The organism is Stenotrophomonas sp. MYb238, from assembly GCF_009496535.1.
Taxonomy (GTDB): Bacteria; Pseudomonadota; Gammaproteobacteria; order Xanthomonadales; family Xanthomonadaceae; genus Stenotrophomonas.
The window spans coordinates 45,644-65,496 of sequence record NZ_WIDL01000023.1 but is presented as its reverse complement, the minus strand read 5'-3'; the positions used below and the strand labels follow the sequence as shown (position 1 = coordinate 65,496).

The 19,853-nt window shown below is 66.4% G+C and carries 15 protein-coding genes; 2 read left to right on the top strand and 13 right to left on the bottom strand.

Annotated elements, in window-relative coordinates:
* Positions 1-28 precede the first annotated feature (28 nt).
* The 10 genes from CQ393_RS14765 to ilvC all read right to left on the bottom strand — a co-directional run bounded on the left by CQ393_RS14765 (position 29) and on the right by ilvC (position 12,342).
* Positions 29-802 (bottom strand): hypothetical protein, encoded by a 774-nt coding sequence (locus CQ393_RS14765; protein WP_153192472.1) that lies wholly within the window; start codon positions 800-802, stop codon positions 29-31.
* A 1,110-nt stretch (positions 803-1,912) separates the two neighbouring features.
* Positions 1,913-3,262, bottom strand: coding sequence for an NADP-specific glutamate dehydrogenase (gene gdhA / locus CQ393_RS14760; RefSeq protein ID WP_153192470.1), 1,350 nt, complete (start codon positions 3,260-3,262; stop codon positions 1,913-1,915).
* A gap of 75 nt (positions 3,263-3,337) precedes the next feature.
* Positions 3,338-4,399 carry a 3-isopropylmalate dehydrogenase gene (leuB, locus tag CQ393_RS14755; protein WP_153192468.1) on the bottom strand — a complete coding sequence of 354 codons (1,062 nt, stop codon included), beginning with the start codon at positions 4,397-4,399 and terminating at the stop codon, positions 3,338-3,340.
* A 110-nt stretch (positions 4,400-4,509) separates the two neighbouring features.
* The gene (gene leuD / locus CQ393_RS14750) at positions 4,510-5,088 is read right to left on the bottom strand and encodes a 3-isopropylmalate dehydratase small subunit (RefSeq protein ID WP_153192466.1); all 579 of its coding nucleotides are present in this window, start codon (positions 5,086-5,088) and stop codon (positions 4,510-4,512) included.
* Complete coding sequence (leuC, locus tag CQ393_RS14745) at positions 5,088-6,506, bottom strand: 3-isopropylmalate dehydratase large subunit (RefSeq protein ID WP_153192464.1); 1,419 nt, start codon at positions 6,504-6,506, stop codon at positions 5,088-5,090. Before leuC ends, leuD begins: the two co-directional genes overlap by 1 nt.
* Before the next feature lie 37 nt (positions 6,507-6,543).
* Complete coding sequence (locus CQ393_RS14740; RefSeq protein WP_343199986.1) at positions 6,544-8,097, bottom strand: 2-isopropylmalate synthase; 1,554 nt, start codon at positions 8,095-8,097, stop codon at positions 6,544-6,546.
* Positions 8,094-9,191 carry a threonine dehydratase gene (locus CQ393_RS14735; protein WP_153192460.1) on the bottom strand — a complete coding sequence of 366 codons (1,098 nt, stop codon included), beginning with the start codon at positions 9,189-9,191 and terminating at the stop codon, positions 8,094-8,096. The genes CQ393_RS14740 and CQ393_RS14735 overlap by 4 nt, the downstream gene beginning before the upstream one ends.
* A 162-nt stretch (positions 9,192-9,353) precedes the next feature.
* On the bottom strand, positions 9,354-9,611 hold the full coding sequence (locus tag CQ393_RS14730) for an ACT domain-containing protein (RefSeq protein WP_153192458.1): 258 nt from the start codon (positions 9,609-9,611) through the stop codon (positions 9,354-9,356).
* Positions 9,595-11,322: an acetolactate synthase 2 catalytic subunit gene (ilvG, locus tag CQ393_RS14725; protein WP_153192456.1), complete on the bottom strand. Its 1,728-nt coding sequence runs from the start codon at positions 11,320-11,322 to the stop codon at positions 9,595-9,597. The genes CQ393_RS14730 and ilvG overlap by 17 nt, the downstream gene beginning before the upstream one ends.
* A gap of 45 nt (positions 11,323-11,367) precedes the next feature.
* Positions 11,368-12,342, bottom strand: a complete 975-nt coding sequence (gene ilvC / locus CQ393_RS14720) for a ketol-acid reductoisomerase (RefSeq protein ID WP_153192454.1) — start codon at positions 12,340-12,342, stop codon at positions 11,368-11,370.
* A gap of 91 nt (positions 12,343-12,433) precedes the next feature.
* Here ilvC and CQ393_RS14715 point away from each other — a divergent pair, with 91 nt between their 5' ends.
* Positions 12,434-12,820, top strand: coding sequence for a hypothetical protein (locus CQ393_RS14715; protein WP_153192452.1), 387 nt, complete (start codon positions 12,434-12,436; stop codon positions 12,818-12,820).
* Positions 12,821-13,167: 347 nt separating this feature from the next.
* Positions 13,168-13,980 (top strand): BTAD domain-containing putative transcriptional regulator, encoded by an 813-nt coding sequence (locus tag CQ393_RS14710; protein ID WP_153192448.1) that lies wholly within the window; start codon positions 13,168-13,170, stop codon positions 13,978-13,980.
* A 67-nt stretch (positions 13,981-14,047) separates the two neighbouring features.
* Here CQ393_RS14710 and CQ393_RS14705 read toward each other — a convergent pair whose 3' ends face one another.
* The 3 genes from CQ393_RS14705 to CQ393_RS14695 are packed head-to-tail and all read right to left on the bottom strand — an operon-like array spanning position 14,048 to position 19,850.
* Positions 14,048-15,382, bottom strand: coding sequence for a type II secretion system protein (locus CQ393_RS14705; protein ID WP_153192446.1), 1,335 nt, complete (start codon positions 15,380-15,382; stop codon positions 14,048-14,050).
* Positions 15,379-16,473, bottom strand: coding sequence for a prepilin-type N-terminal cleavage/methylation domain-containing protein (locus tag CQ393_RS14700; protein ID WP_153192444.1), 1,095 nt, complete (start codon positions 16,471-16,473; stop codon positions 15,379-15,381). The genes CQ393_RS14705 and CQ393_RS14700 overlap by 4 nt, the downstream gene beginning before the upstream one ends.
* Positions 16,470-19,850 (bottom strand): hypothetical protein, encoded by a 3,381-nt coding sequence (locus tag CQ393_RS14695; RefSeq protein ID WP_153192443.1) that lies wholly within the window; start codon positions 19,848-19,850, stop codon positions 16,470-16,472. Before CQ393_RS14695 ends, CQ393_RS14700 begins: the two co-directional genes overlap by 4 nt.
* Positions 19,851-19,853 lie beyond the last annotated feature (3 nt).

Below are 19,853 nucleotides of genomic sequence, written 5' to 3'. Positions count from 1 at the left end.
GCGAAGCGGCGTCGGCTTGAATGAATTGTTAGACATTGGCTGCTTGCCTCTTGGCAGTCAGCAGTGCCGCTCTTCCGCTATGAGTGAATGTATACACGTAGGCGCTGCGGGAAGACTTGTAATTGCGTCTTGCCAAACCGAGACGCACTAACTCCCCCAGGTTGTATTCCGCTTCAGTCTTCGACATTCCAGAAGATGAAATCAATGCCTGTTCAGGGGCTTCGCCGCTAAGCTTTTCAATTTTGAGGAGCATTGTTACAAGCTCGTCTCCCAATGGTGAATTCTCGGGTTCAGATTTACCATCATTGCCGGGAGATGATTCCGGCTCTGGATCGGTACTGGCTGGGATCAATTGGGAGCGAAGCCTTTCGATCTCTCTATCTTTTCGTTCTAGTTCAGCAAAGTACTCTAATTCAGCTCTAGCCAAATCAGTGCGGATTTTTCGCGAATCTTGAATAGTAAGGGGCGTTTCTTCTTCAATCTGTCGCCGTATCTCTAGAATCGCTCTTTGCTGACGACGAGTGAATGCATATACGAATTTTGCCGGATACGGATATATGAACAAGTATGCTAGAGAAGTAAGGAGAGGAAGCGCGATTCCGCGAATAATTGCGTGGTTAAGATCAAGGAACGCTAACTGATCAATAAGCTCGAATTTTCTTTCAACTGGCTCGCTAGAAAGGATGATTAGGAGAAACCTATAATTCCAAGCTCCCCAAGAGATGATGAAAGCGCCTAGCAGCGGACTTGTCAGTCTCTCAGAAAGGTGCAGGCGCACTGTTTTAACTAGTTCATCGAACATCCCTCTCTCCAATGTCTAACGCCTGAATTAAGCCGAGCCGCGAAGCGGCGTCGGCTTGAATGAACTGTTAGGCCTCAACCCAGATCTCAGAATCTGACAGAGGCGCGGCAGTGTTGAGTTGCTCACCGATAAGTATGCCAAGCTGGGTAGCGTCACTGAAGCAGCGGGTAAATTGCTCTACACCAAGTGCCGTGAGGCTATGGCGCTCGCCATTGGTTAGAACTAGTAGGAACGTTTGGCCGGCTAGAAGCTGCGCATCCTTATCCTCACTCCTCCCGACAATGACCTGCCCTCTCTCCGGGACGTCAAAGCTGTCATGGACCGCAAGTAGTTTTCTCATGAGGCCTAACGCCTGAATTAAGCCGACCCGCGAAGCGGGTTCGGCTTGAATGAATTGTTAGGGGGTGGCTACGGTGCGTTGAGCTCCGAAAACTCAACCACGTACGAGCAATCCCCAACCGTATTGAATTCAACGCGCCAATCGTACGCCACGTTGCCCCCGGGCTCCGGCAAAGGGCCGCGAACGCGGTAGTTGGCGACAGCAGAGGACAGTAGTAGGTTTGTGTCGAAGCCTTCCTTGAGGAGCAAGGCCGGAAGAGCGGCGGCGAGCTGATGCACACCCAGAGCTCCCTCTCCTACCAAGGGCGGCTGCGACGTGCCAGCAAGGAGATCTACAGCGACGGAGCCGCCCGCAGCAACGACAGACCGAGCGAAGTGGTTAATGCCGTAGTCACCGGCCCAGTAGTTAAGCGTGCTGGCGAACTGGTGGCAGACGTTGTGCGCAACTGATTTTAGTGGTTTCAGCGACGAAGACATTTCTCAAGCCCCCTAACGCCTATTCGGCCGCCTAATCGCGGCGTTGCCCAAGTGTCCCGCTTTCCGGCACTAATGTGAAGATGTGGTGATGCCGGAAATATCAATGGCTTGGAAGGGATGAGCGGTGTGGTGCGGTCCCGAGGCCGGCGGTAAACACCGCGCGTTTGCGGCCCTATCGGTTACACCCCGAGTTGCTCGGCATAACGCAAGCGCTCAAGCCCTCAAAAGGGTGCATCGCTTGGACCAGGTACAGCGGTGTCCCTCCTTCTGATCAGAAGAAGGGACCAGCAAACCTCAATACAACCCCTGCGCCAACATCGCATCGGCCACCTTCACGAACCCCGCGATATTCGCGCCATCGACATAGTTGACGCTGCCGTCTTCGCGCTTGCCATGCTGCACGCAGTTGGCGTGGATTTCTTTCATGATCACGTGCAGGCGCTCGTCCACGTCGGCGTGGCGCCAGGACAGGCGCAGTGCGTTCTGGCTCATTTCCAGGCCGGAGGTGGCGACGCCGCCGGCGTTGCTGGCCTTGCCGGGGGCGTACAGGGTGCCGGCCTGCAGGAACACGTCCACCGCTTCGAGGGTGGAAGGCATGTTGGCGCCTTCGGCCACGCACAGGGCGCCGTTGTGCACGAGGGTGCGGGCGTCGCTTTCGTCCAGTTCGTTCTGGGTGGCGCAGGGCAGGGCGATGTCGGCGGGGATGTGCCAGGGGCGGCGGCCTTCGAGGAACTCGAAGCGTTTGTCGCCGGCCAGTTCGGACAGGCGGCCGCGGCGTTCGTTCTTCAGCGCCATCACGTCCTGCATGCCCTGTTCGTCGAAGCCGTCGCGGGCGTAGAGGGTGCCGCCGGAGTCGGAGAAGGTGAGTACCTTGCCGCCGAGTTCGGCGGCCTTGAGCGCGGCGAACTGGGCGACGTTGCCGGAGCCGGAGATCAGCACCTTGGCGCCATGGGTTTCGCGGCGGGCGTGGTGCAGCATCTGCTCGACGAAGTACACGGTGCCGTAGCCGGTGGCTTCCGGGCGCATCAGGCTGCCGCCGTAGGCCAGGCCCTTGCCGGTGAACACGCAGGCGGCGTCGTTGCTGAGTTTCTTCATCATGCCGGCCATGAAGCCGACCTCGCGCGCGCCCACGCCGATGTCGCCGGCCGGCACGTCGGTGTCCGGGCCGAGGTGGCGGTACAGCTCCAGCATCAGCGCCTGGCAGAAGCGCATCACCTCGCCCTCGCTCTTGCCCTTGGGGTCGAAGTCCGATCCGCCCTTGCCGCCGCCCATGGGCAGGGTGGTCAGGGCGTTCTTGAAGGTCTGCTCGAAGGCCAGGAACTTCAGGATCGACAGGTTCACCGAGGGGTGGAAGCGCATGCCGCCCTTGAACGGGCCGATGGCCGAGCTGTGCTGCACGCGGAAGGCGCGGTTGACGTGGGTGCGGCCGCTGTCGTCGGCCCAGGCCACGCGGAACTGGATGACCCGTTCCGTTTCCACCAGGCGCTCGAGCAGGCCATGCCGCGCGTACTGCGGGTGCTGCTGCAGGAACGGCCAGAGACTGTGGGTGACTTCCTTGACCGCCTGTAGGAACTCGGGCTGGTAAGGGTCGCGGCTGGCGACGTAGGCCAGGAAGGCGTCGGGACTGCGGTGGTTCAAGGGCATTCCTCCTGAAGGCGGGGAAGGGACAGCAAATGGACAGCCGGAACGAAAACGCGGCCCGTAGGCCGCGTCATGGAGTCATTGCAGGCGGGCGAGAACCGCCTGCGCCGCCTGGGATGTGGAAAGCGCTCGTCCCTGCGCGGCGAGGTCGGCGGTGAACAGGCCGTCGTCCAGCGCGGCGGCGACCGCCTGCTCGACGGCCGCGGCTTCGGCCTCCAGCCCCAGCGAGTGGCGCAGCAGCATGGCCGCGCTGAGGATGGTGGCGTAGGGGTTGGCGATGCCCTTGCCGGCGATGTCCGGCGCCGAGCCGTGGATCGGCTCGAAGATGCCGACCTTGCCCTGCTCGCCTAGCGAGGCGGACGGCAGCAGGCCCAGCGAACCGGCCAGCATCGAGGCCTCGTCGGTGAGGATGTCGCCGAACATGTTCTCGGTGACGATCACGTCGTAGGCGCGCGGCTTGGCGGTCAGGTGCATGGCCATGGAATCGACCAGCTGGTGTTCCAGTTCCACGTCCGGGAATTCCTCGCGGCCGATGCGCGCGGCCACATCCCGCCACAGCCGCGAGGTCTCCAGCACGTTGGCCTTGTCCACCGAGGTCAGTTTGCCGCGGCGCTGCTGCGCCAGGCGGAAGGCGCTGCGCAGCACGCGCTCGATCTCGGCCACGGTGTAGCGGCACAGGTCGCTGGCGCTTTCCGTGTCGCGGGTCTTGTCGCCGAAGTAGATGCCGCCGGTCAGCTCGCGCACGACGACGAAGTCCACATCCGTGAGCAGTTCGGCCTTGATCGGCGAAGCATGCAGCGCGGCGGGGTGGGTGCGCACCGGGCGCAGGTTGGCGAACAGGCCCAGTGCCTTGCGGATCGCCAGCAGGCCCTGTTCCGGGCGCACCTTGGCGTTGGGATCGGACCACTTGGGCCCGCCGACGGCGCCGAGCAGCACGGCGTCGGCCTTGCTGCAGGCTTCGAGCGTGGCGGCCGGCAGCGGTTCGCCATGCTTGTCGATGGCAATGCCGCCGATGTCGTGTTCGGCGAAACTGAAGTCATGGCCGAAGCGGTTGGCGATGGCCTTGAGCACGTCCACCGCGGCGACGGTGATCTCGGGGCCGATGCCGTCACCCGGCAGTACGACGATGTTGGCTTGCATGGGGTCTTCCAGTGATTTTGTTGTTCGTAGGAGCGGCTTTAGCCGCGAAGGGCTTTGCCGGGAAGGCTTCTTCGCGACTGAAGTCGCTCCTACGGGGAGCAGGGGGCAGGTCAGGCGTGGCGTTGGCTTTCGTACCGCTCGATCTCCGGCACCCGTCCCAGCAGCCAGCCCAGCTGGTCTACGCCTTCCAGCAGGCAGGTCTGCGAGAAGCCGTCCAGCGGGAAGGAATACACCTTGCCGGCCGGCGTGCGCAGTTCGCGCGTGGCCACGTCGATGGTCAGTTCGTCGTCCGGGCGCTGCATCAGTTCCTGCACGTCGGCCTCGTCCAGCACGATCGGCAGCAGGCCGTTCTTCAGCGAGTTGCCGCGGAAGATGTCGGCGATCTCGCCGCTCACGATTGCCCGCAAGCCCAGGTCGGTCAGCGCCCACGGCGCGTGCTCGCGCGAGGAGCCGCAGCCGAAGTTGCGGCCGGCCAGCAGGATCGAGCGGCCTTCGTTCTGCGGCTGGTTGAAGGCGAATTCCGGGTTGGGCGAGCCGTCGGCCTGCCAGCGCCAGTCGTTGAAGGCGTTCTTGCCCAGCCCCGCGCGCTCGGTGGTGGACAGGAACCGCGCCGGGATGATCTGGTCGGTGTCGATGTTGGTCTGGCGCAGCACCACGCTGCGCGAGCTCAGGGTACGGAAACCGGCCATCACGCCACCTCCTTGTTGAACAGCTCGCGCGGATCGGCGACCTTGCCGTTCACCGCTGCCCAGGCCGCACTCAGCGGCGAGGCCAGCAGGGTGCGCGAGCCGGGGCCCTGGCGGCCCTCGAAATTGCGGTTGCTGGTGCTCACCGCCAGCTGCCCCGGCGCGACCAGGTCGCCGTTCATGGCGATGCACATCGAGCAGCCGGGTTCGCGCCATTCGGCGCCAGCGGCGCGCACGATCTCGTGGATGCCCTCGGCCTCGGCGTCGCGCTTGACGATCTCCGAGCCCGGCACCACCAGCATGCGCACGCCCTCGGCGACGCGGCGGCCGCGCAGCACCTGCGCCACCTCGCGCATGTCGCTCAGGCGGCCGTTGGTGCAGGAGCCGACGAACACCACGTCCACCGGCGTGCCGGCCAGCGCGTGGCCGGCGGCGAACTTCATGTAGTCCAGGCCCTTCTGCGCGGCGGCGTCGTTGGCGGCCGGGATCGGCGCGTCCACGGCGATGGCGGTGCCCGGGTGCGTGCCCCAGGTCAGGGTCGGGCGGATGTCGGCGGCGTCGATGTGCACGTCCACGTCGAAGCGCGCGCCCTCGTCGCTGCGCAGCGTCTTCCAGTAGGCGACCGCCTTGTCGAAGTCGGCGCCCTTGGGGCCGCGCGGGGTCCTGGCGACCCAGTCGAAGGTGACCTTGTCCGGCGCGACCATGCCGGCGCGCGCGCCGGCCTCGATGGACATGTTGCACAGGGTCATGCGCTGTTCCATGTCCATCGCCGCGATGGTGGAGCCGCGGAATTCCAGCACGTGGCCGGTGCCGCCGTTGACGCCGATCACGCCGATGATGTGCAGCACCACGTCCTTGGCGCCGACGCCCGGCGCCAGTTCGCCATCGACGGTGATCGACATGGTTTTGGCCTTGCGCTGCAGCAGGCACTGCGTGGCCAGCACGTGGCCGACCTCGCTGGTGCCGATGCCGAAGGCCAGCGCGCCGAATGCGCCATGGGTGGAGGTGTGGCTGTCGCCACAGACAATCGTCATGCCCGGCTGGGTGAAGCCCTGTTCCGGCGCGATGACGTGCACGATGCCGCGGCTGCTCGAGGCCATGTCGAACAGCTCGATGCCGTACTCGGCGCAGTTCTTCGCCAGCATCTGCACCTGCGCTTCGGAGGCCTTGCTCGCGTACGGCAGCTTGCCGTCGGCGCCGGCCGGCAGGGTCGGCGTGGAGTGGTCCATCGTCGCCTTGGTGCGGTCCGGGCGGCGCGGCGCGAGGCCGCGCTCGCGCAGTTCGGTGAAGGCCTGCGGCGAGGTGACCTCGTGGATCAGGTGCAGGTCGATGTACAGCACGGCCGGCGCGCTGTCGCTTTCGGGGACGACGACGTGCGCGTCCCACAATTTGTCATACAGGGTCTTGGGTGCGGAGCTCATTGCGTCTTGTTCCGTTGCCTGTGAGGGGCCGTCGCGCTCAGGCGCTGACGGCTTCCTGGGTCTTGCTGCCTTCGCGCTGGCGCAGCAGGCGGTTGGTGACGTCCAGCCAGGCCAGCGCGCTGGCCTCGATGATGTCGCGGCTGGTGCCGGTGCCCTCGTAGATGTTGCCCTCGTGGCGCACGCCCAGGTTGGCCTCGCCGCGCGCGTCGGCGCCAATGCCGACGCTGTGCACGTGATAGCTGTCCAGGGTCAGCTGCACGCCGGTGGCGGCCGACAGCGCCGAGAACAGCGCATCGACCGGGCCGTCGCCCTGCGCAGTCTCGGCCACGCGGTTGCCTTCCGGGTCGGACAGTTCGACCAGCGCGTTGGCGCGGCTGCCGACGTCGCTGATGGTCATCGACGCCAGGCGGTAGCCGTCGCTGCCGGAGTTGCCCTGCATCAGGGTCTGCAGGTCGGCGTCGGTGACCACGCGCTGCTGCTCGCACAGCGCCTTGAACTGGTCGAACACCAGCTTCAGCTCTTCCTCCTCCAGCCAGTAGCCCAGCGCACGCAGGCGCGCCTCGACCGCGGCGCGGCCGCTGTGGCGGCCCAGCACCATCTGCGAGGACTCCCAGCCCACGTCTTCCGGGCGCATGATTTCGTAGGTGTTGCGGTTGCGCAGCATGCCGTGCTGGTGGATGCCCGATTCGTGCGCGAACGCGTTGGCGCCGACGATGGCCTTGTTGCGCTGTACCGGCATGCCGACCAGGCGCTGCAGCAGCTGCGAGGTCGGCACGATGCGGCGGGTATCGAAGCCGGTGTCGAAGTTGTAGAAGGCGTTGCGCACCTTCAGCACCATGGCGATCTCTTCCAGCGCGCAGTTGCCGGCGCGTTCGCCGATGCCATTGATCGAGCCTTCCACCTGGCGCGCGCCGCCTTCGATGGCGGCCAGCGAGTTGGCCACGGCCAGGCCCAGGTCGTTGTGGCAGTGCGCGCTGAAGACCACCTTGTCGGCGCCGGCGGCGTTGCCGATGACGTGCTGGAACATCGCGCGGATCTCGTCGGGCGTGGTGAAGCCGACGGTATCGGGCAGGTTGATGGTGCGAGCGCCGGCGGCGATGGCGACCTGCGCCACCTCGGTCAGGAAATCCAGCTCGGTGCGGGTGGCGTCCTCGGCCGAGAACTCGACGTCGTCGACGTAGCCGCGCGCCATGCTCACGTGCTTGTGCACCGATTCCAGCACCTGCTCCTTGCTCATGCGCAGCTTGTGCTCGCGGTGCAGCGGGCTGGTGGACAGGAACAGGTGCAGGCGCGGGCGCGCCGCCGCTTCCAGCGCCTTGACCGAGGTCTCGATGTCGCCGGGCAGGCAGCGCGACAGCACCGCCAGCACCGGGTCGCGCAGCTCGCGGCCGATCAGCGCCATCGCCTCGCGGTCGGATTGGGAACTTGCCGGGAAACCGGTTTCGATCACGTCCATGCCCAGCTCGGCCAGGGCGCGCGCCATCACCAGCTTCTGCGGTGGGGTCATGCTGCAGCCCGGTGACTGCTCGCCATCGCGCAGGGTCGTGTCGAAGATGGTAATTCGGGGGGTGTTGATGGTTGGAGTATTCACCAGAGGGTCTCCTCGACAGCGTTGGCGATGATATTGGTTTGTTCGTTTCGGGAGGGCCGCGGCGCGTTGGGGGCGACGCGGCTTCTAAGTCGTTCGGCGTTGCGCCGTCGCGGCTTGCGTGGCGGGCTGGGGCGCACTTCGGACAGCAGCGTGGACAGCACGGCGGCGTCGATGTTGCCGCCGGAGACCACCGCGCACTTGCGCTTGCCGGCCACGCGGCGGCCGGCGGCCAGCGCCAGCGCGCCGGCGCCCTCGGCGATGACGTGTTCCTCCAGCGCCAGCCGCACCAGGGTCTCGCGCAGCTCGGCCTCGCGCACGATGACCACGTCGTCGAGCAGGCTGGCGCACAGGCGGCGGGTGAGGAAGCCAGGGATCTTGACCTTGACGCCGTCGGCCAGCGTGGCCACCGGCGCGATCTCGCGCACGTCGCCCTTGATCGCGCGCGCCATCGAATCCACGCCCTCGACCTGCGCACCGATGATGCGCACGCCCTGCGATTTCAGCGCCAGCGCGACGCCGGAGGCCAGGCCGCCGCCGCCGATCGGCACGATCACCACGTCCGGCGCGTGCGGGGCCAGTTCGATGCCCAGGGTGCCCTGGCCGGCGATCACGTCCGGATCGTCGAACGCGGACAGGAAGCGGTAGCCGTTCTGTTCGGCCAGTTCGCGGGCGAAGGCGTAGGCCTCGTCGTAGCTGTTGCCGTGCTGGCGCACGGTCGCGCCCCAGTGCTGCACGCCGGCGATCTTGGTGGCCGGCGCGCCGTGCGGCATCACCGTGATGGCCTGCACGCCGAGGCGGAACGCCGCCCAGGCCACGCCCTGGGCGTGGTTGCCGGCCGAGGCGCAGATCACCGGGCGCTCGTCGCCGCGCTCCAGCGCGGCCAGCATCGCGTTCAGCGCGCCGCGCACCTTGTACGAGCCGGTGCGCTGCAGGTTTTCGAGCTTGAGCCAGGTGCCGAAGCGCTCGGCGTAGTGCAGCGGGGTGGGCGGCAGGAAGCGGCGCAGGCGCGCCTGCGCGGCCAATACGTCGGCGACGCTGACGTTTACGCCGCCGGCGCTGTCGGTATCTGCGGTGGCGCGGCCGCGGTCAGGCATTGCCGGAAAGCGGGGAACGGGGAACAGGGAACGGGGAATGGAGTTGCGCGGCGCTGCGTCGAAGAAGACGCCTCCGCTGCACACGCGCGGGAACGGCGCGTAGGGAACAGGCATTCCCCATTCCCCGTTCCCCGTTCCCGCGGCGTACGGCTACATCGGGATTCATGCCGCTACCCCGGCGTGGTCCAGCGCCACGATCCGCACCGATTCGCAGTCGTAGACCTTCTCCAGCTGCCGGCACAGGGTTTCCGGCGGGCGTTCGCCGCTCACTTCCAGCTGTACGTGCCAGCGGCCGGCACCGGTGGCCTCGCGGCTGCCGGCAATGTTGCGCGGGGAGAAGCCCCGGCGTTCGACCATGCCCAGCACGCGCAGCAGCGCGCCTTCGGCGGGCGTCAGCACCAGGTCAAGCCGGTATTGCATTGGAACTCTCCTGAGTGGCCTTGGCGTGGGCGGGGTTGCCTTCCAGCATGGTGCTGTTGGCGTTGTTCGGCGGCACCAGCGGCCACACGTTGGCGCGCGCGTCGATGGCCACGTGCAGCAGCGCCGGGCCGGGGGTGTCGAGCAGCGCCGCCAGCGCGTCCTCGACGTCGGCGCGCTGGGTGATGCGCGTGGCGGGGATGCCGAACACCTGCGCCAGCGCTGCGAAGTCCGGATTGTCGGACAGGTCGATCTCGCTGTAGCGCTCGGCGAAGAACAGTTCCTGCCACTGCCGCACCATGCCCAGCGAGGAGTTGTCCAGCAGCACGATCTTCACCGGCAGCCGGCAGCGGGCGATGGTGACCAGCTCCTGCACGTTCATCATGAAGCTGCCGTCGCCGGAGACCAGCACCACGGTGCGGTCCGGGCAGGCGAACTGCGCGCCCATCGCCGCCGGCAGGCCGAAGCCCATGGTGCCCAGCGCGCCGGAGGTCAGGTGGTTGCGCGGGTGGTCGAAACGGCAGTGCTGGGCCACCCACATCTGGTGCTGGCCGACGTCGCAGGCGATGACGGCATCGGCCGGGGCCACCTCGCTCAGGCGCTTGAGCAGCGCCGGCGCGTAGATGTCCTGGCCGGGCGCGTCGTAGCGCGCGGCGAACTTCTCGCGGTTGGCGGCGCAGCGCGCGCGCCAGCCGTTGCAGTTGCCGCGGATGCCGGACAACGCGCGCAGGCCGGCCTTGAGGTCGCCGGGCAGGGCGATGTCGGCGCCGCGCAGCTTGTCGATCTCGTAGGCGTCGGCATCCAGGTGGATGACGCGCGCGAACGGCGCGAACTCGGTCAGCTTGCCGGTAGCGCGGTCGTCGAAGCGGGCGCCGACCACGACCAGCAGGTCCGACTCCTGCACCGCCATGTTGGCGGCGCGGGTGCCGTGCATGCCCAGCATGCCCAGGTACTGCGGATGGTTGGCCGGCAGCGCGCCCAGTCCGCGCAGGGTCAGCACGGTGGGAATGCCGGAAGCCTCGACGAACTGGCGGAAATCCTCCACCGCCTCGGCCAGGGCGATGCCGCCGCCGCCGTAGATGACGGGCTTCTCGGCGGCGGCGATCATCTCCACCGCCTCGGCCAGGCGCTGCGCGTCAGGCGCCGGCACCGGGTCGACCGCGGCCGGCACGTGGTCGGGCAGGTGCGTGGCATCGGCCAGCTGCACGTCCTTGGGCAGGTCGATCAGCACCGGGCCGGGACGGCCCTCGCGGGCGACGCGGAACGCCTCGGCCACCACCTGCGGCAGCTCGTCGACGCTGCGCACCAGCCAGCTGTGCTTGACGATGGGCATCGTCATGCCGAACACGTCCAGCTCCTGGAACGCATCGGTGCCCAGCAGCGGCGTGCCGACCTGGCCGGTCAGGCACACCATCGGCACCGAGTCGAGCATCGCATCGGCGATGCCGGTGACCAGGTTGGACGCGCCCGGGCCGGAGGTGGCCACGCATACGCCGACCTTGCCGCTGGCGCGGGCGTAGCCGTTGGCGGCCAGCGCCGCGCCCTGCTCATGGCGCACCAGGATGTGCTTGAGGGTGGAATCCACCAATGCGTCGTAGAACGGCATGATGGTGCCGCCCGGGTAGCCGAACAGCGTCTGCACGCCTTCGGCCTCCAGGGCCTGCGTCAGCCAGCGTGCGCCATTGCGTGGCGCGCCGTGGACGGGAGTGTTCATGCAGCGACCTTGACCTTTGCTCTGTGCGGGTGGGGGACCGCGCGGTTACGCGTTCTGGGACTGCAGCCAGACCATCTTGGCGCGCAGCTCCTTGCCGACCTTCTCGATCGGGTGCTCCAGGTCGGCCTGCTTGAACCGGTTGTAGTTCGGCAGGCCCGCTTCGTACTCGGCCACCCAGTTCTTGGTGAAGGTGCCGTTCTGGATGTCGGTCAGCACGTCCTTCATGCGCGCCTTGGTGCCGGCGTCGATCACGCGCGGGCCGCTGACGTAGTCGCCGTACTGCGCGGTCTCGGAGACGAACTCCAGCATGCGGGTGATGCCGCCTTCGTAGAACAGGTCCACGATCAGCTTCAGCTCGTGCAGCACTTCGTAGTAGGCGATTTCCGGCTGGTAGCCGGCTTCCACCAGGGTCTCGAAGCCGGCCTGCACCAGCGCCGAGGCGCCGCCGCACAGCACCGCCTGCTCGCCGAACAGGTCGGTCTCGGTCTCTTCCTTGAAGGTGGTCTTGATGATGTTGGCGCGGGCGCCGCCCAGGCCGGCCGCATAGGCCAGCGCGAACTGCTCGGCCTTGCCGCTCTTGTCCTGGTAGACGGCGTAGATGCACGGCACGCCGCGGCCGATCTCGTATTCGCGGCGCACCAGCGCGCCCGGGCCCTTGGGCGCGACCAGCACCACGTCCAGGTCCTCGCGCGGGGCGATCATGCCGTAGTGCACGTTCAGGCCGTGGGCGAACAGCAGGCACGCGCCCTGCTTCATGTTCGGCGCCAGCACGTCCTCGTAGAGCTTCTTCTGCACCATGTCCGGGGTCAGCACGGCGACCAGGTCGGCGTCCTTGACCGCGTCGGCCGGGGTCTTGACCGCGAAGCCGTCGGCCTGGGCCTTGGCTTCGGTCGGGCCGCCCGGACGCAGGCCGACGGTCACCTCGAAGCCGGATTCACGCAGGTTCAGGGCATGGGCGCGGCCCTGGCTGCCGTAACCGATGACGGCGATCTTGATCTGGGGCAGTTCGTTGGAGCTCATGGGACTTGGTTCCTTGCAGTGATAGAGGGAGCGCAAAAGAAAACGGCCGTCGCGTCAGGACGCGGCGGCCGCCGGGGGAGGGAGAAGCGCCATGCACGCCGCGGCGGTGCGCATGGCATCGCGGGCGGTGTTTTTCTGCGTGGCGGTATCGGTGGTGAACATGGTTTCAGTTGAAATGGATGCTGGAAACGAAAAACCCCGCACCGGGGCCGGTGCGGGGTCTTTGATCGAATCTGGCCTTTTCCTGCTACGCGCCAGCTCGTCCCGCACCTGTGGGTTCGGTAATAAGCACGAGTACGAGCAGCGACGCCGCGGCGATGGCCGGGGTGCGGGTCGGGTTGGCGGTGGTGTGGCGTTGCAGCATGGGGTCGAGATAACCACGGCGCTTTCGGCGCTGTCAAGCGTGGCGGCATGTGGCGGCGAGGCCTGCGGCCGCATCGTCCGGAAAGGCCCGCCGCTGCGGCATGGTTGCCGCTGAAATCAGTTCGGTGTGCGGCGCCGGCGATGGCGCTGGATGTCCTCCTGCGCGGTTCGCGGAAGATCCACGCGTGCGCGCAGCCGCCGTGCCGGCGTCGTCGCGCTGGCTGTTCCGCCCGGCAGCAGGGTACGAGGCGCGCCATGGGCGCCTAGCGGAGTCGTTCCCTGAAAGCAATTGAAAGCGAGTGATAGGAACCGGACGGTTTTCACGGTTTGGTTAGTGAGTCCCGCGAAACAGCGGGACCGCCAATCCGAAACGCTGGGGAATCGCATGAACCGTTTTCTTGCCTGCCGTATGGGGAATGGAAGCCCGTGCACACCATCGACCTTCGCCACGGGAGCGACGCCATGAGCGCGTGGCCGGGCGATTCGCAGCCGCTGATCCGCCTGCTCGGGGAATGCCGGATCGGCAGCGCCGGCCGGCTCGTCTACCGCAAGGGCTGGGCGCTGCTGGCCTATCTGGCGATCGAGCGCCCGCGCGTCCATCGCCGTAGCCGGATCGCGGCGATGCTGTGGCCCGACCTGGCGCACGGCGCCGCGCTGACCAATCTGCGCCAGGTGCTGACCGACCTGAACCGCGCGATCGTCGCGGCGGCGGGCGAGGGCGTGCTGCTGATCGACCGCGAGACCGTGCGCCTGTGCCCGGTGGCGTCCCAGGGGCTGTTCGACATCGACCTGCTGGAACCGACGCTGCCGGCTGGCCTCCATGCGCGGGAGTGGCTGGAGGAGGCGGGCGAACTGCTGGAAGGCGTTTCGCTGGAGCAGTGCGACGAATTCAACGAGTGGCTGCCGGGGGCGAGGGCATGGGCGCTGCAGCGCCTGCTCAAGGCGCTGGAGCGCGCGCGGGACGATGCCGCCGCCCGCGGGAACCTGGAAGTGGCGGTGAACCTCGCCCGCCGCCAGGTGCTGCTCGATCCATGGGACGAGGCGCAGCAGCGCAGCCTGATGCGCCTGTACGCATGCCGCGGCGAACCGGAGACGGCCTTGGATTGCTACCGGATACTGGAGCGCGGCCTGGAACAGGAACTGGCGGTGAAGCCGCAGATGGCGACGCGGACCCTGGCCATGGAGATCGCGCAGCGGCATGCGCACGCTGCGCCGCTGCGCGGCTATGGCCGCACGCGCCCGGTGCATGCGGCGGACAAGGCCTTGCGGGCATAACGACGCCGATTGAAGGGGGAAGCCGCCATGGCGTGCCGGTGGCGGCTTCTTTCGTCCATGACGCCCGTCATGGTTCCGGAGGCGTGTTGGCGTCATACCTGAAGTCCTTGGTGGCGTCGCGCACGGCGGCATCCGGAAATCCGCCGAGCATGTCGGCACGGCGAGCGTTGGTGACGATTTCGTCTTCCAATCGCTGTGCTTCGCCGGGGAAGCCGCCGGGGAACTGGGTGGTGAACTGGTCGCGGTATTTCTCCGCGGTGGCCAGATAGCTGTCGGCCGCGCCCTTGGCGACGCCCGCGGCAATGGTGCTGCCCACGGCGGTGCCGATGCTGCCGGCGGCAATGGCCACGCGCCAGTTCCAGCCGCCGTAGGTCTCGAACATCTCGGCGATGGTGTCCAGGGTTTCGGCGGTGGTGTTTATCAGTTCCACGCTGGCGTCGATGATCGCGACGGTGGCGTTCATGCTTTCGGCCTTGCCCAGTTCGACCATGATGTCCAGCTGGGTCTTGTGGTTGTGCATGACCGGGGTGGTCAGGCGCGCGGCAGCCGCCACGTTGGCATGGGCGAACAGTGCCGGGCTGTAATGTTCGCCGCAGCGCAGGCGGGTCCATAACTGGTCGATGCCCACGGCCAGCACCTTGTCGTGGTAGTCGCCGCTGCCAGGCCGGCGCGGTGATTGGAAGGCTGGCGAGCCATCGTCGTGAGTGGGCATGAGCGGGTCGATGGCGGCCAGCGCGTAGGCGACGTTTCCGGCGTTGCGGATCAGCTCGCGTTCGTGACGGGCATGCACGTGGCTGTCGCTGGTGGGCAACTGGCTTGCATTGCGCAGTGCATCGCAAAAATCCATGCTGTTGTGGTTGAGCTGCGGCAATGCGGCACAGTCCACATGGGTGCAGTGGTCCCACGCCTGTACCCGGCTGATGACGAAACTGTCGGCCGCGTTGGCGGTGACTTGCAGGGGCATGGCCTGATCTGGCGGCGCTGCAAGGTCGGCATCAAGCACGGTGGATTGCGGGATTGCGCGGCCGCTGTCGGTATTCCAGCGCACGATCTGCGCGCTGTCGCCGGTGCGGCGCAGTACGCCGTAGCGCAGGCGGCCGCCGCGTGCATCGGGCAGGCCCACGGTCAGGTAGGGCAGCTTGCCGACCTCGCCGCTGCCGCAGTCTTCGCGGCCATCGTGGTTGGTGTCCGGGCAGGGCAGGCGCGACTGGCTGGTGACGAAGCCCATCACCGCGTCATCGGCGCGTTGCAGCAGGTCGCGTCGCGCCACCTGGCTGCGCTCCTCGGACATGGTGCCAAGCCAGCGCGTGAGCAGGATGCCGATGATGCCCAGGATGACTAGGGCCACGGTCAGTTCGATCAACGAGAAGCCACGCGGGCGGGCAAGGGAACGGCGGTTCATGGGTTCAGTCCGGCGCGGTCAAGGCCAATGGTGGTATCGCGGGCGTCTTCATGCAGGGCCTTGATGCGGTCGCGGAAGGTGCTGACTAGGTCACGCCGGTGCCCGGCGTCCTGCACCCCGGAGAGGGCCTCGTCGTAGGTTTCCTGCGCCTCGACGAGGCTTTTGCTGGCCATACTTATGTCCAATAGGGATTTGGCCAGTTGCTTCACGCCGGCACCGATGCTGGCACCGTCCGGGGGCCAGCCCGATGCGATCAAGGTGAGGGCGATGGCCTGGTTGGTGATGGATTCGGCCAGGGCATAGATGGCAAGGTCGCGGGCCACCTTGGCCTGATCGCGGATGGTTTCGGCGATGTGGATGTCGAAGCTGCGGAATTCGAGGTTGAACTCGGTCATGCGCAGTGCGCTATAGGCGGCATAGGCGCTTTGCGCGCTGCCTTGCGCGCGCGCCAGCCGATCCGGGCAGGACAGCCGCGCGGCCAGTTCACCCGGGCCTGCGGCTATGACGGCAAGGGCGCCTGCGGCATCGGCGGGGCCGGGCAGGGTTTGTGCCGTCGGCTGCCATTGCGCGGCGGCGTCAAGGCGGCCATGTCCGCTCACGCCGCTGTGGCCCAGGTAGTAGGCCAGCGGCAGATCGAGCCCGGCCATGGTGATGTTGCCGCGCTGGTTCAACAGCAGGCGCATGCACAGGTCCAGCCCGTTGCTGCTGGGGGCTGGCTGGTCGGCGGGCGGCAGCACCGGGTCGAACAGGTCATCGGGCAGCGGGGTGGTCAGGTTGGGCTGGGCCTGGTAATACAGGCGCATGCGCGAGGGCAGGCCGAGGTCAGCTACCGGCAACCAGCCACTGGCGGCGCCATCGGCACTGCCATTGCCGTCGGCATCGGCACCGGGCAGGTGGCCGTGGCTGCGCATGTAGCCGAGCAGGGCCTGTTCGGCCTGGGCCAGTTCCTGTTGCTGCCGCTCGGCATCCAGTATCTGGTTGCCGAGCGGCAGCAGGTTGAACAACAACACGGTGAGCAGGGCGGCGATGGCCAGCGCCACTGCCAGTTCCACCAGCGAGAACCCGTGTTGGCGAAGGTGACGTGCGGTCATGGCAGCACCGGGGCCTGTGGGCCGGTGGAGCCGCGGCTGTCGGCGTGTTCCAGCGTGGCTTCGGCGCCGAAGCTCATCTGTGTGGTGGGGCCGCCGCCGGAGCCGCCGTCGTCGTTCATGTTTTCCAGCTCCTCTTTCAACTTCTCGAACTGGGCCTTGGTGTCTTCGTAATTCTTGCGGGCGTTTTCCGCGCCCAGCTTGGCGCGCCGCCAGTCCTCGAAGGCGCGACTGTAGGGGTAGCGCTGGCAGTAGACACCGAATTTGTAGGTGTCCTTGTCCCACCAGTTCAAGGTGTTGGCACCCGGCCACCACCAGTAGCTGCCGTTCCAGCTCCGGTTGGTGAAGAACTGGCACACCTTCTCGGACATGATTTCATTGACTTCCAGACTCCGGTTGTCGAGCCAGTGCCTGGGTTCCCTTTCGGTGACCAGCAGTGGAGCGGTGGCGTTGCGGTCCTTGTAGTTTTCCGGGGCGTACCACGGCAGGCTGCGGGTTGCCTCGCGTTTCTCGATGCAGGTTTTGGAAACCGTGACCATGACGGGTTGCCAGTAACGAGTGGGAATTGGAGGGGTAGCATTGGGATCGGCTTCCACCCAGTAACCACGATCTTCCTGATACGAGCAGTCGTACTGGTAGTCGTATTCATAGCGTTCTTCGAAGCTGGAACGCACCCACTCGTATCTGGTCGGGACGTCGTTGGCATCCTTGGTGACTTCGATGGCCCACTCGAACCAGTTGTAGCCGCCGTCGACGGAATACGGCAGTAATCCTGCGGAGGCAGGGCCGGGATAGGCCAGCCACGGCTTGGGTAGAGAGTTGTAGGCGGCCTTGGCGGCGTCGCGGCTGGTAGCCAGGTCCGCATGTTCGGCCTTCAGCTTGGCCAGCCGGCCTTCCATGTTGGGCTTGCAGGTGGCCAGTTCGTTCTTGTCGCGCTCATAGACGCCGGTATCGGTTTCCTGCAAGCCGTAGTCCTTTGGCGTGCCGCTGCTGATGCTGCAGCTGCTGTCCGAATAGCGTCCCTTGCCGTTGCCGATGAATTCGCACTTGGCGACAGTGACCGGCTTTTCGCAGGTCTCGATGTAGCGCACGGCATTGCGGGCGTTGATGCACTGCTGTCGCTGCATGTCGCCGGATGGCAGATTGGCGTTCGGGTCGGCGGGATTGCCGCGGCCGCGGCCAGCGCAATGCTGGGCATCGTTCATCTGGTTGAGCATCTTGGTAAGAATGGAATCGTTGCCCTTGAACCAGGTGTCGATGTTGTCCTCGAACTGCTTGATTTCCTTGGCAAGCTCCTGTTCGCGCTTGTTCAGGTCGGTCCATTCCTCGGCTTTCTTGCGCAGGGCGATGGCCTCGTTGGTGGCCACGTCCCAATTGAATTCGTAGTGCGATTCCAGCACGCGGTCGTGGGTGCCGGCGTTGACCGTCACGTCGTTGCCATCGCCGTCCTTCTCGGTGCGGGTGCCGACATGGTTGCAGTTGGCGTCATACAGGCCGCCGTTGCCGCTGGCCGGCTTGCACACCCACTCATCCACCTGCTTGCGGTAGCGCTGCGGGTTGCAGGCCTGCCAATTGGTGCTGTTGACGCTGATGCCGCAGGTGCGCTGCGGGTGGATGCGCTGCTGGATCTGCGAGCGGTATTGGCCGTCCTTGCCCAAGCTCGGGATTTCGACCAGCGTGTAGGTGGGCAGGCCGTTGATGTCCAGCACTGGTTGATTGTTGATGTCCTTGGCTTCTTGCGGGGCCACGCCCCACGGGGCCAGTCGGTAGCCTTCTAGTTTGTCCACCTGGTATTGCAGTACGTCCCATTCCTTCTTCGCGTTTTCGGTCTGCTTGTCCAGGCCGATGCGCGGGACCACGGTTTCCGATTCCACCTCGAAGACTGGATTGCCGTGTTCGTCATACAGCAGATTGCCGGCGGGATCCTTTTTCTGTATGGGATTGCCGTTCTTGTCGCGTTTGTAGACGACCTCCTTTGAGGTGCCTTCTTTGCAGTTGGTCGCGTACAGCGTGCATTCCAGCTCCGCGCGGGCCTCGTCCAGGTTTTGTGGCACCGGTTTTGGGCCGTTAGCATGTGCAAGGTCACGGGCCTTGATCGAGGCATCCAGTGCCAGCGCGACGAACGGCAGCGAGGCGGCCTTGGCGGCCAGGGTGACGCCCTTGGTGCCGAGACCCACGATCGAGGTGACCACGGCGGCGGTCTTCAGCGGTACTTCCCAGCACATGGTGCCGAGCGAGGCGATGCAGGTGGCGATGGAGCGGGTGAGGCTGACGGTGGACGTGACCAGGGTGGTGATCTGGTCGGACAGGCTGACGGCGGTGGTCACCAGCTTGAAGATCAGCGAAATCTGCGCCTTGGCTGCGCTCTGCACCGCCGATTCGGTGGCGTCGATGTTGTTCTGTTGCAGCAACGCCAGCGCATCATGCAGGGTGACGGCGGCGGCCAGCACGTCCATGCCGGCCAGCGAGACGTTGTAGGGTTCGTTGCCGCCGGGTGTGGCCGACAGCTGGGCTACGCTGAACGGGGCGGTGCTGGCACCGGCGATCGCGTTGGCGCTGGACAGTTCGGCCAGCAGGCGGCAGCCGAGCATCTGCGCGGCCGCGTCGAAGCTGCGCACGCGCACACGGTCGTCGTATCCGCTGTCCCATTCGCGCCAAGGCGACTCCATCTGCGCCACGGGGCCGGTGTTGTCGTCGTCCAGGCGCGATTGGCCGGGCAACGGGCCGGCGGCGGCAATGCCGTAGGCGACGTTCCAGGGAACGCCGTGGACACCGGCGCGCGTGGTGTCCGCGTGGTTGGTTCCGGCAACCTGTGCCAGCTCCAGCGAGCGGCAGAGGTCCAGGCCATTGATGGCGCTGAAAGGGCGGCGGCCGGTTTCCTTGCGATCCTTGTCGAGGCTTATGATTTCGCGGTTCGTGCCGTCAATCAGTGGCGGCTGGTAGGCATTGCCCGGCGCGGTAAGGTCCAGGTGCGCGGCGGCGTCGCCGCGATAGACCATGTAGGCCACCGGGCCGACAGGCATGCCGTTGCCCGAGGCACCAAGCAAGGTGCGTGTTGGCAGCCAGCCCTTGGCGTTGCCGGGGATGCAGTTCCCCGTGTTATCCAGTGCTTCCTCGCCGTCCAGTGTCTGTGCTGGGCAGGGCAGGCGCGCATGGGTGGAAGCAAAGGCGGCGATGGCCTCGTCGGCCCAGCGCAGCGTCTGTTCCTGGGTGATGGCCTGCTGCGGCGCGCGCTTGGCTTGCAGCAGCACGGCGCCGGCGGCCAGCGCGCCACCGACGAGCAGAAGGACCAGCATGACCTGCAACAGGCCGAAGCCGGCCTGGATGGAAGGCCGGTTGCGAGGGTGGAGTGCGGAATCCACGGGGAAGGACAGGTTCATGAT

What these genes read in the sequence shown, in the direction of transcription:
- gdhA (WP_153192470.1), bottom strand. Translation starts at nt 3,262, where the DNA reads ATGCCCTTGAACCACCGCAGTCCCGACGCCTTCCTGGCCTACGTCGCC.
- CQ393_RS14735 (WP_153192460.1), bottom strand. Translation starts at nt 9,191, where the DNA reads ATGCCTGACCGCGGCCGCGCCACCGCAGATACCGACAGCGCCGGCGGC.
- ilvC (WP_153192454.1), bottom strand. Translation starts at nt 12,342, where the DNA reads ATGAGCTCCAACGAACTGCCCCAGATCAAGATCGCCGTCATCGGTTAC.
- leuB (WP_153192468.1), bottom strand. Translation starts at nt 4,399, where the DNA reads ATGCAAGCCAACATCGTCGTACTGCCGGGTGACGGCATCGGCCCCGAG.
- ilvG (WP_153192456.1), bottom strand. Translation starts at nt 11,322, where the DNA reads ATGAACACTCCCGTCCACGGCGCGCCACGCAATGGCGCACGCTGGCTG.
- CQ393_RS14730 (WP_153192458.1), bottom strand. Translation starts at nt 9,611, where the DNA reads ATGCAATACCGGCTTGACCTGGTGCTGACGCCCGCCGAAGGCGCGCTG.
- leuD (WP_153192466.1), bottom strand. Translation starts at nt 5,088, where the DNA reads ATGGCCGGTTTCCGTACCCTGAGCTCGCGCAGCGTGGTGCTGCGCCAG.
- CQ393_RS14705 (WP_153192446.1), bottom strand. Translation starts at nt 15,382, where the DNA reads ATGAACCGCCGTTCCCTTGCCCGCCCGCGTGGCTTCTCGTTGATCGAA.
- CQ393_RS14695 (WP_153192443.1), bottom strand. Translation starts at nt 19,850, where the DNA reads ATGAACCTGTCCTTCCCCGTGGATTCCGCACTCCACCCTCGCAACCGG.
- CQ393_RS14765 (WP_153192472.1), bottom strand. Translation starts at nt 802, where the DNA reads ATGTTCGATGAACTAGTTAAAACAGTGCGCCTGCACCTTTCTGAGAGA.
- leuC (WP_153192464.1), bottom strand. Translation starts at nt 6,506, where the DNA reads ATGAGCTCCGCACCCAAGACCCTGTATGACAAATTGTGGGACGCGCAC.
- CQ393_RS14715 (WP_153192452.1), top strand. Translation starts at nt 12,434, where the DNA reads ATGCACGCCGCGGCGGTGCGCATGGCATCGCGGGCGGTGTTTTTCTGC.
- CQ393_RS14710 (WP_153192448.1), top strand. Translation starts at nt 13,168, where the DNA reads ATGAGCGCGTGGCCGGGCGATTCGCAGCCGCTGATCCGCCTGCTCGGG.
- CQ393_RS14700 (WP_153192444.1), bottom strand. Translation starts at nt 16,473, where the DNA reads ATGACCGCACGTCACCTTCGCCAACACGGGTTCTCGCTGGTGGAACTG.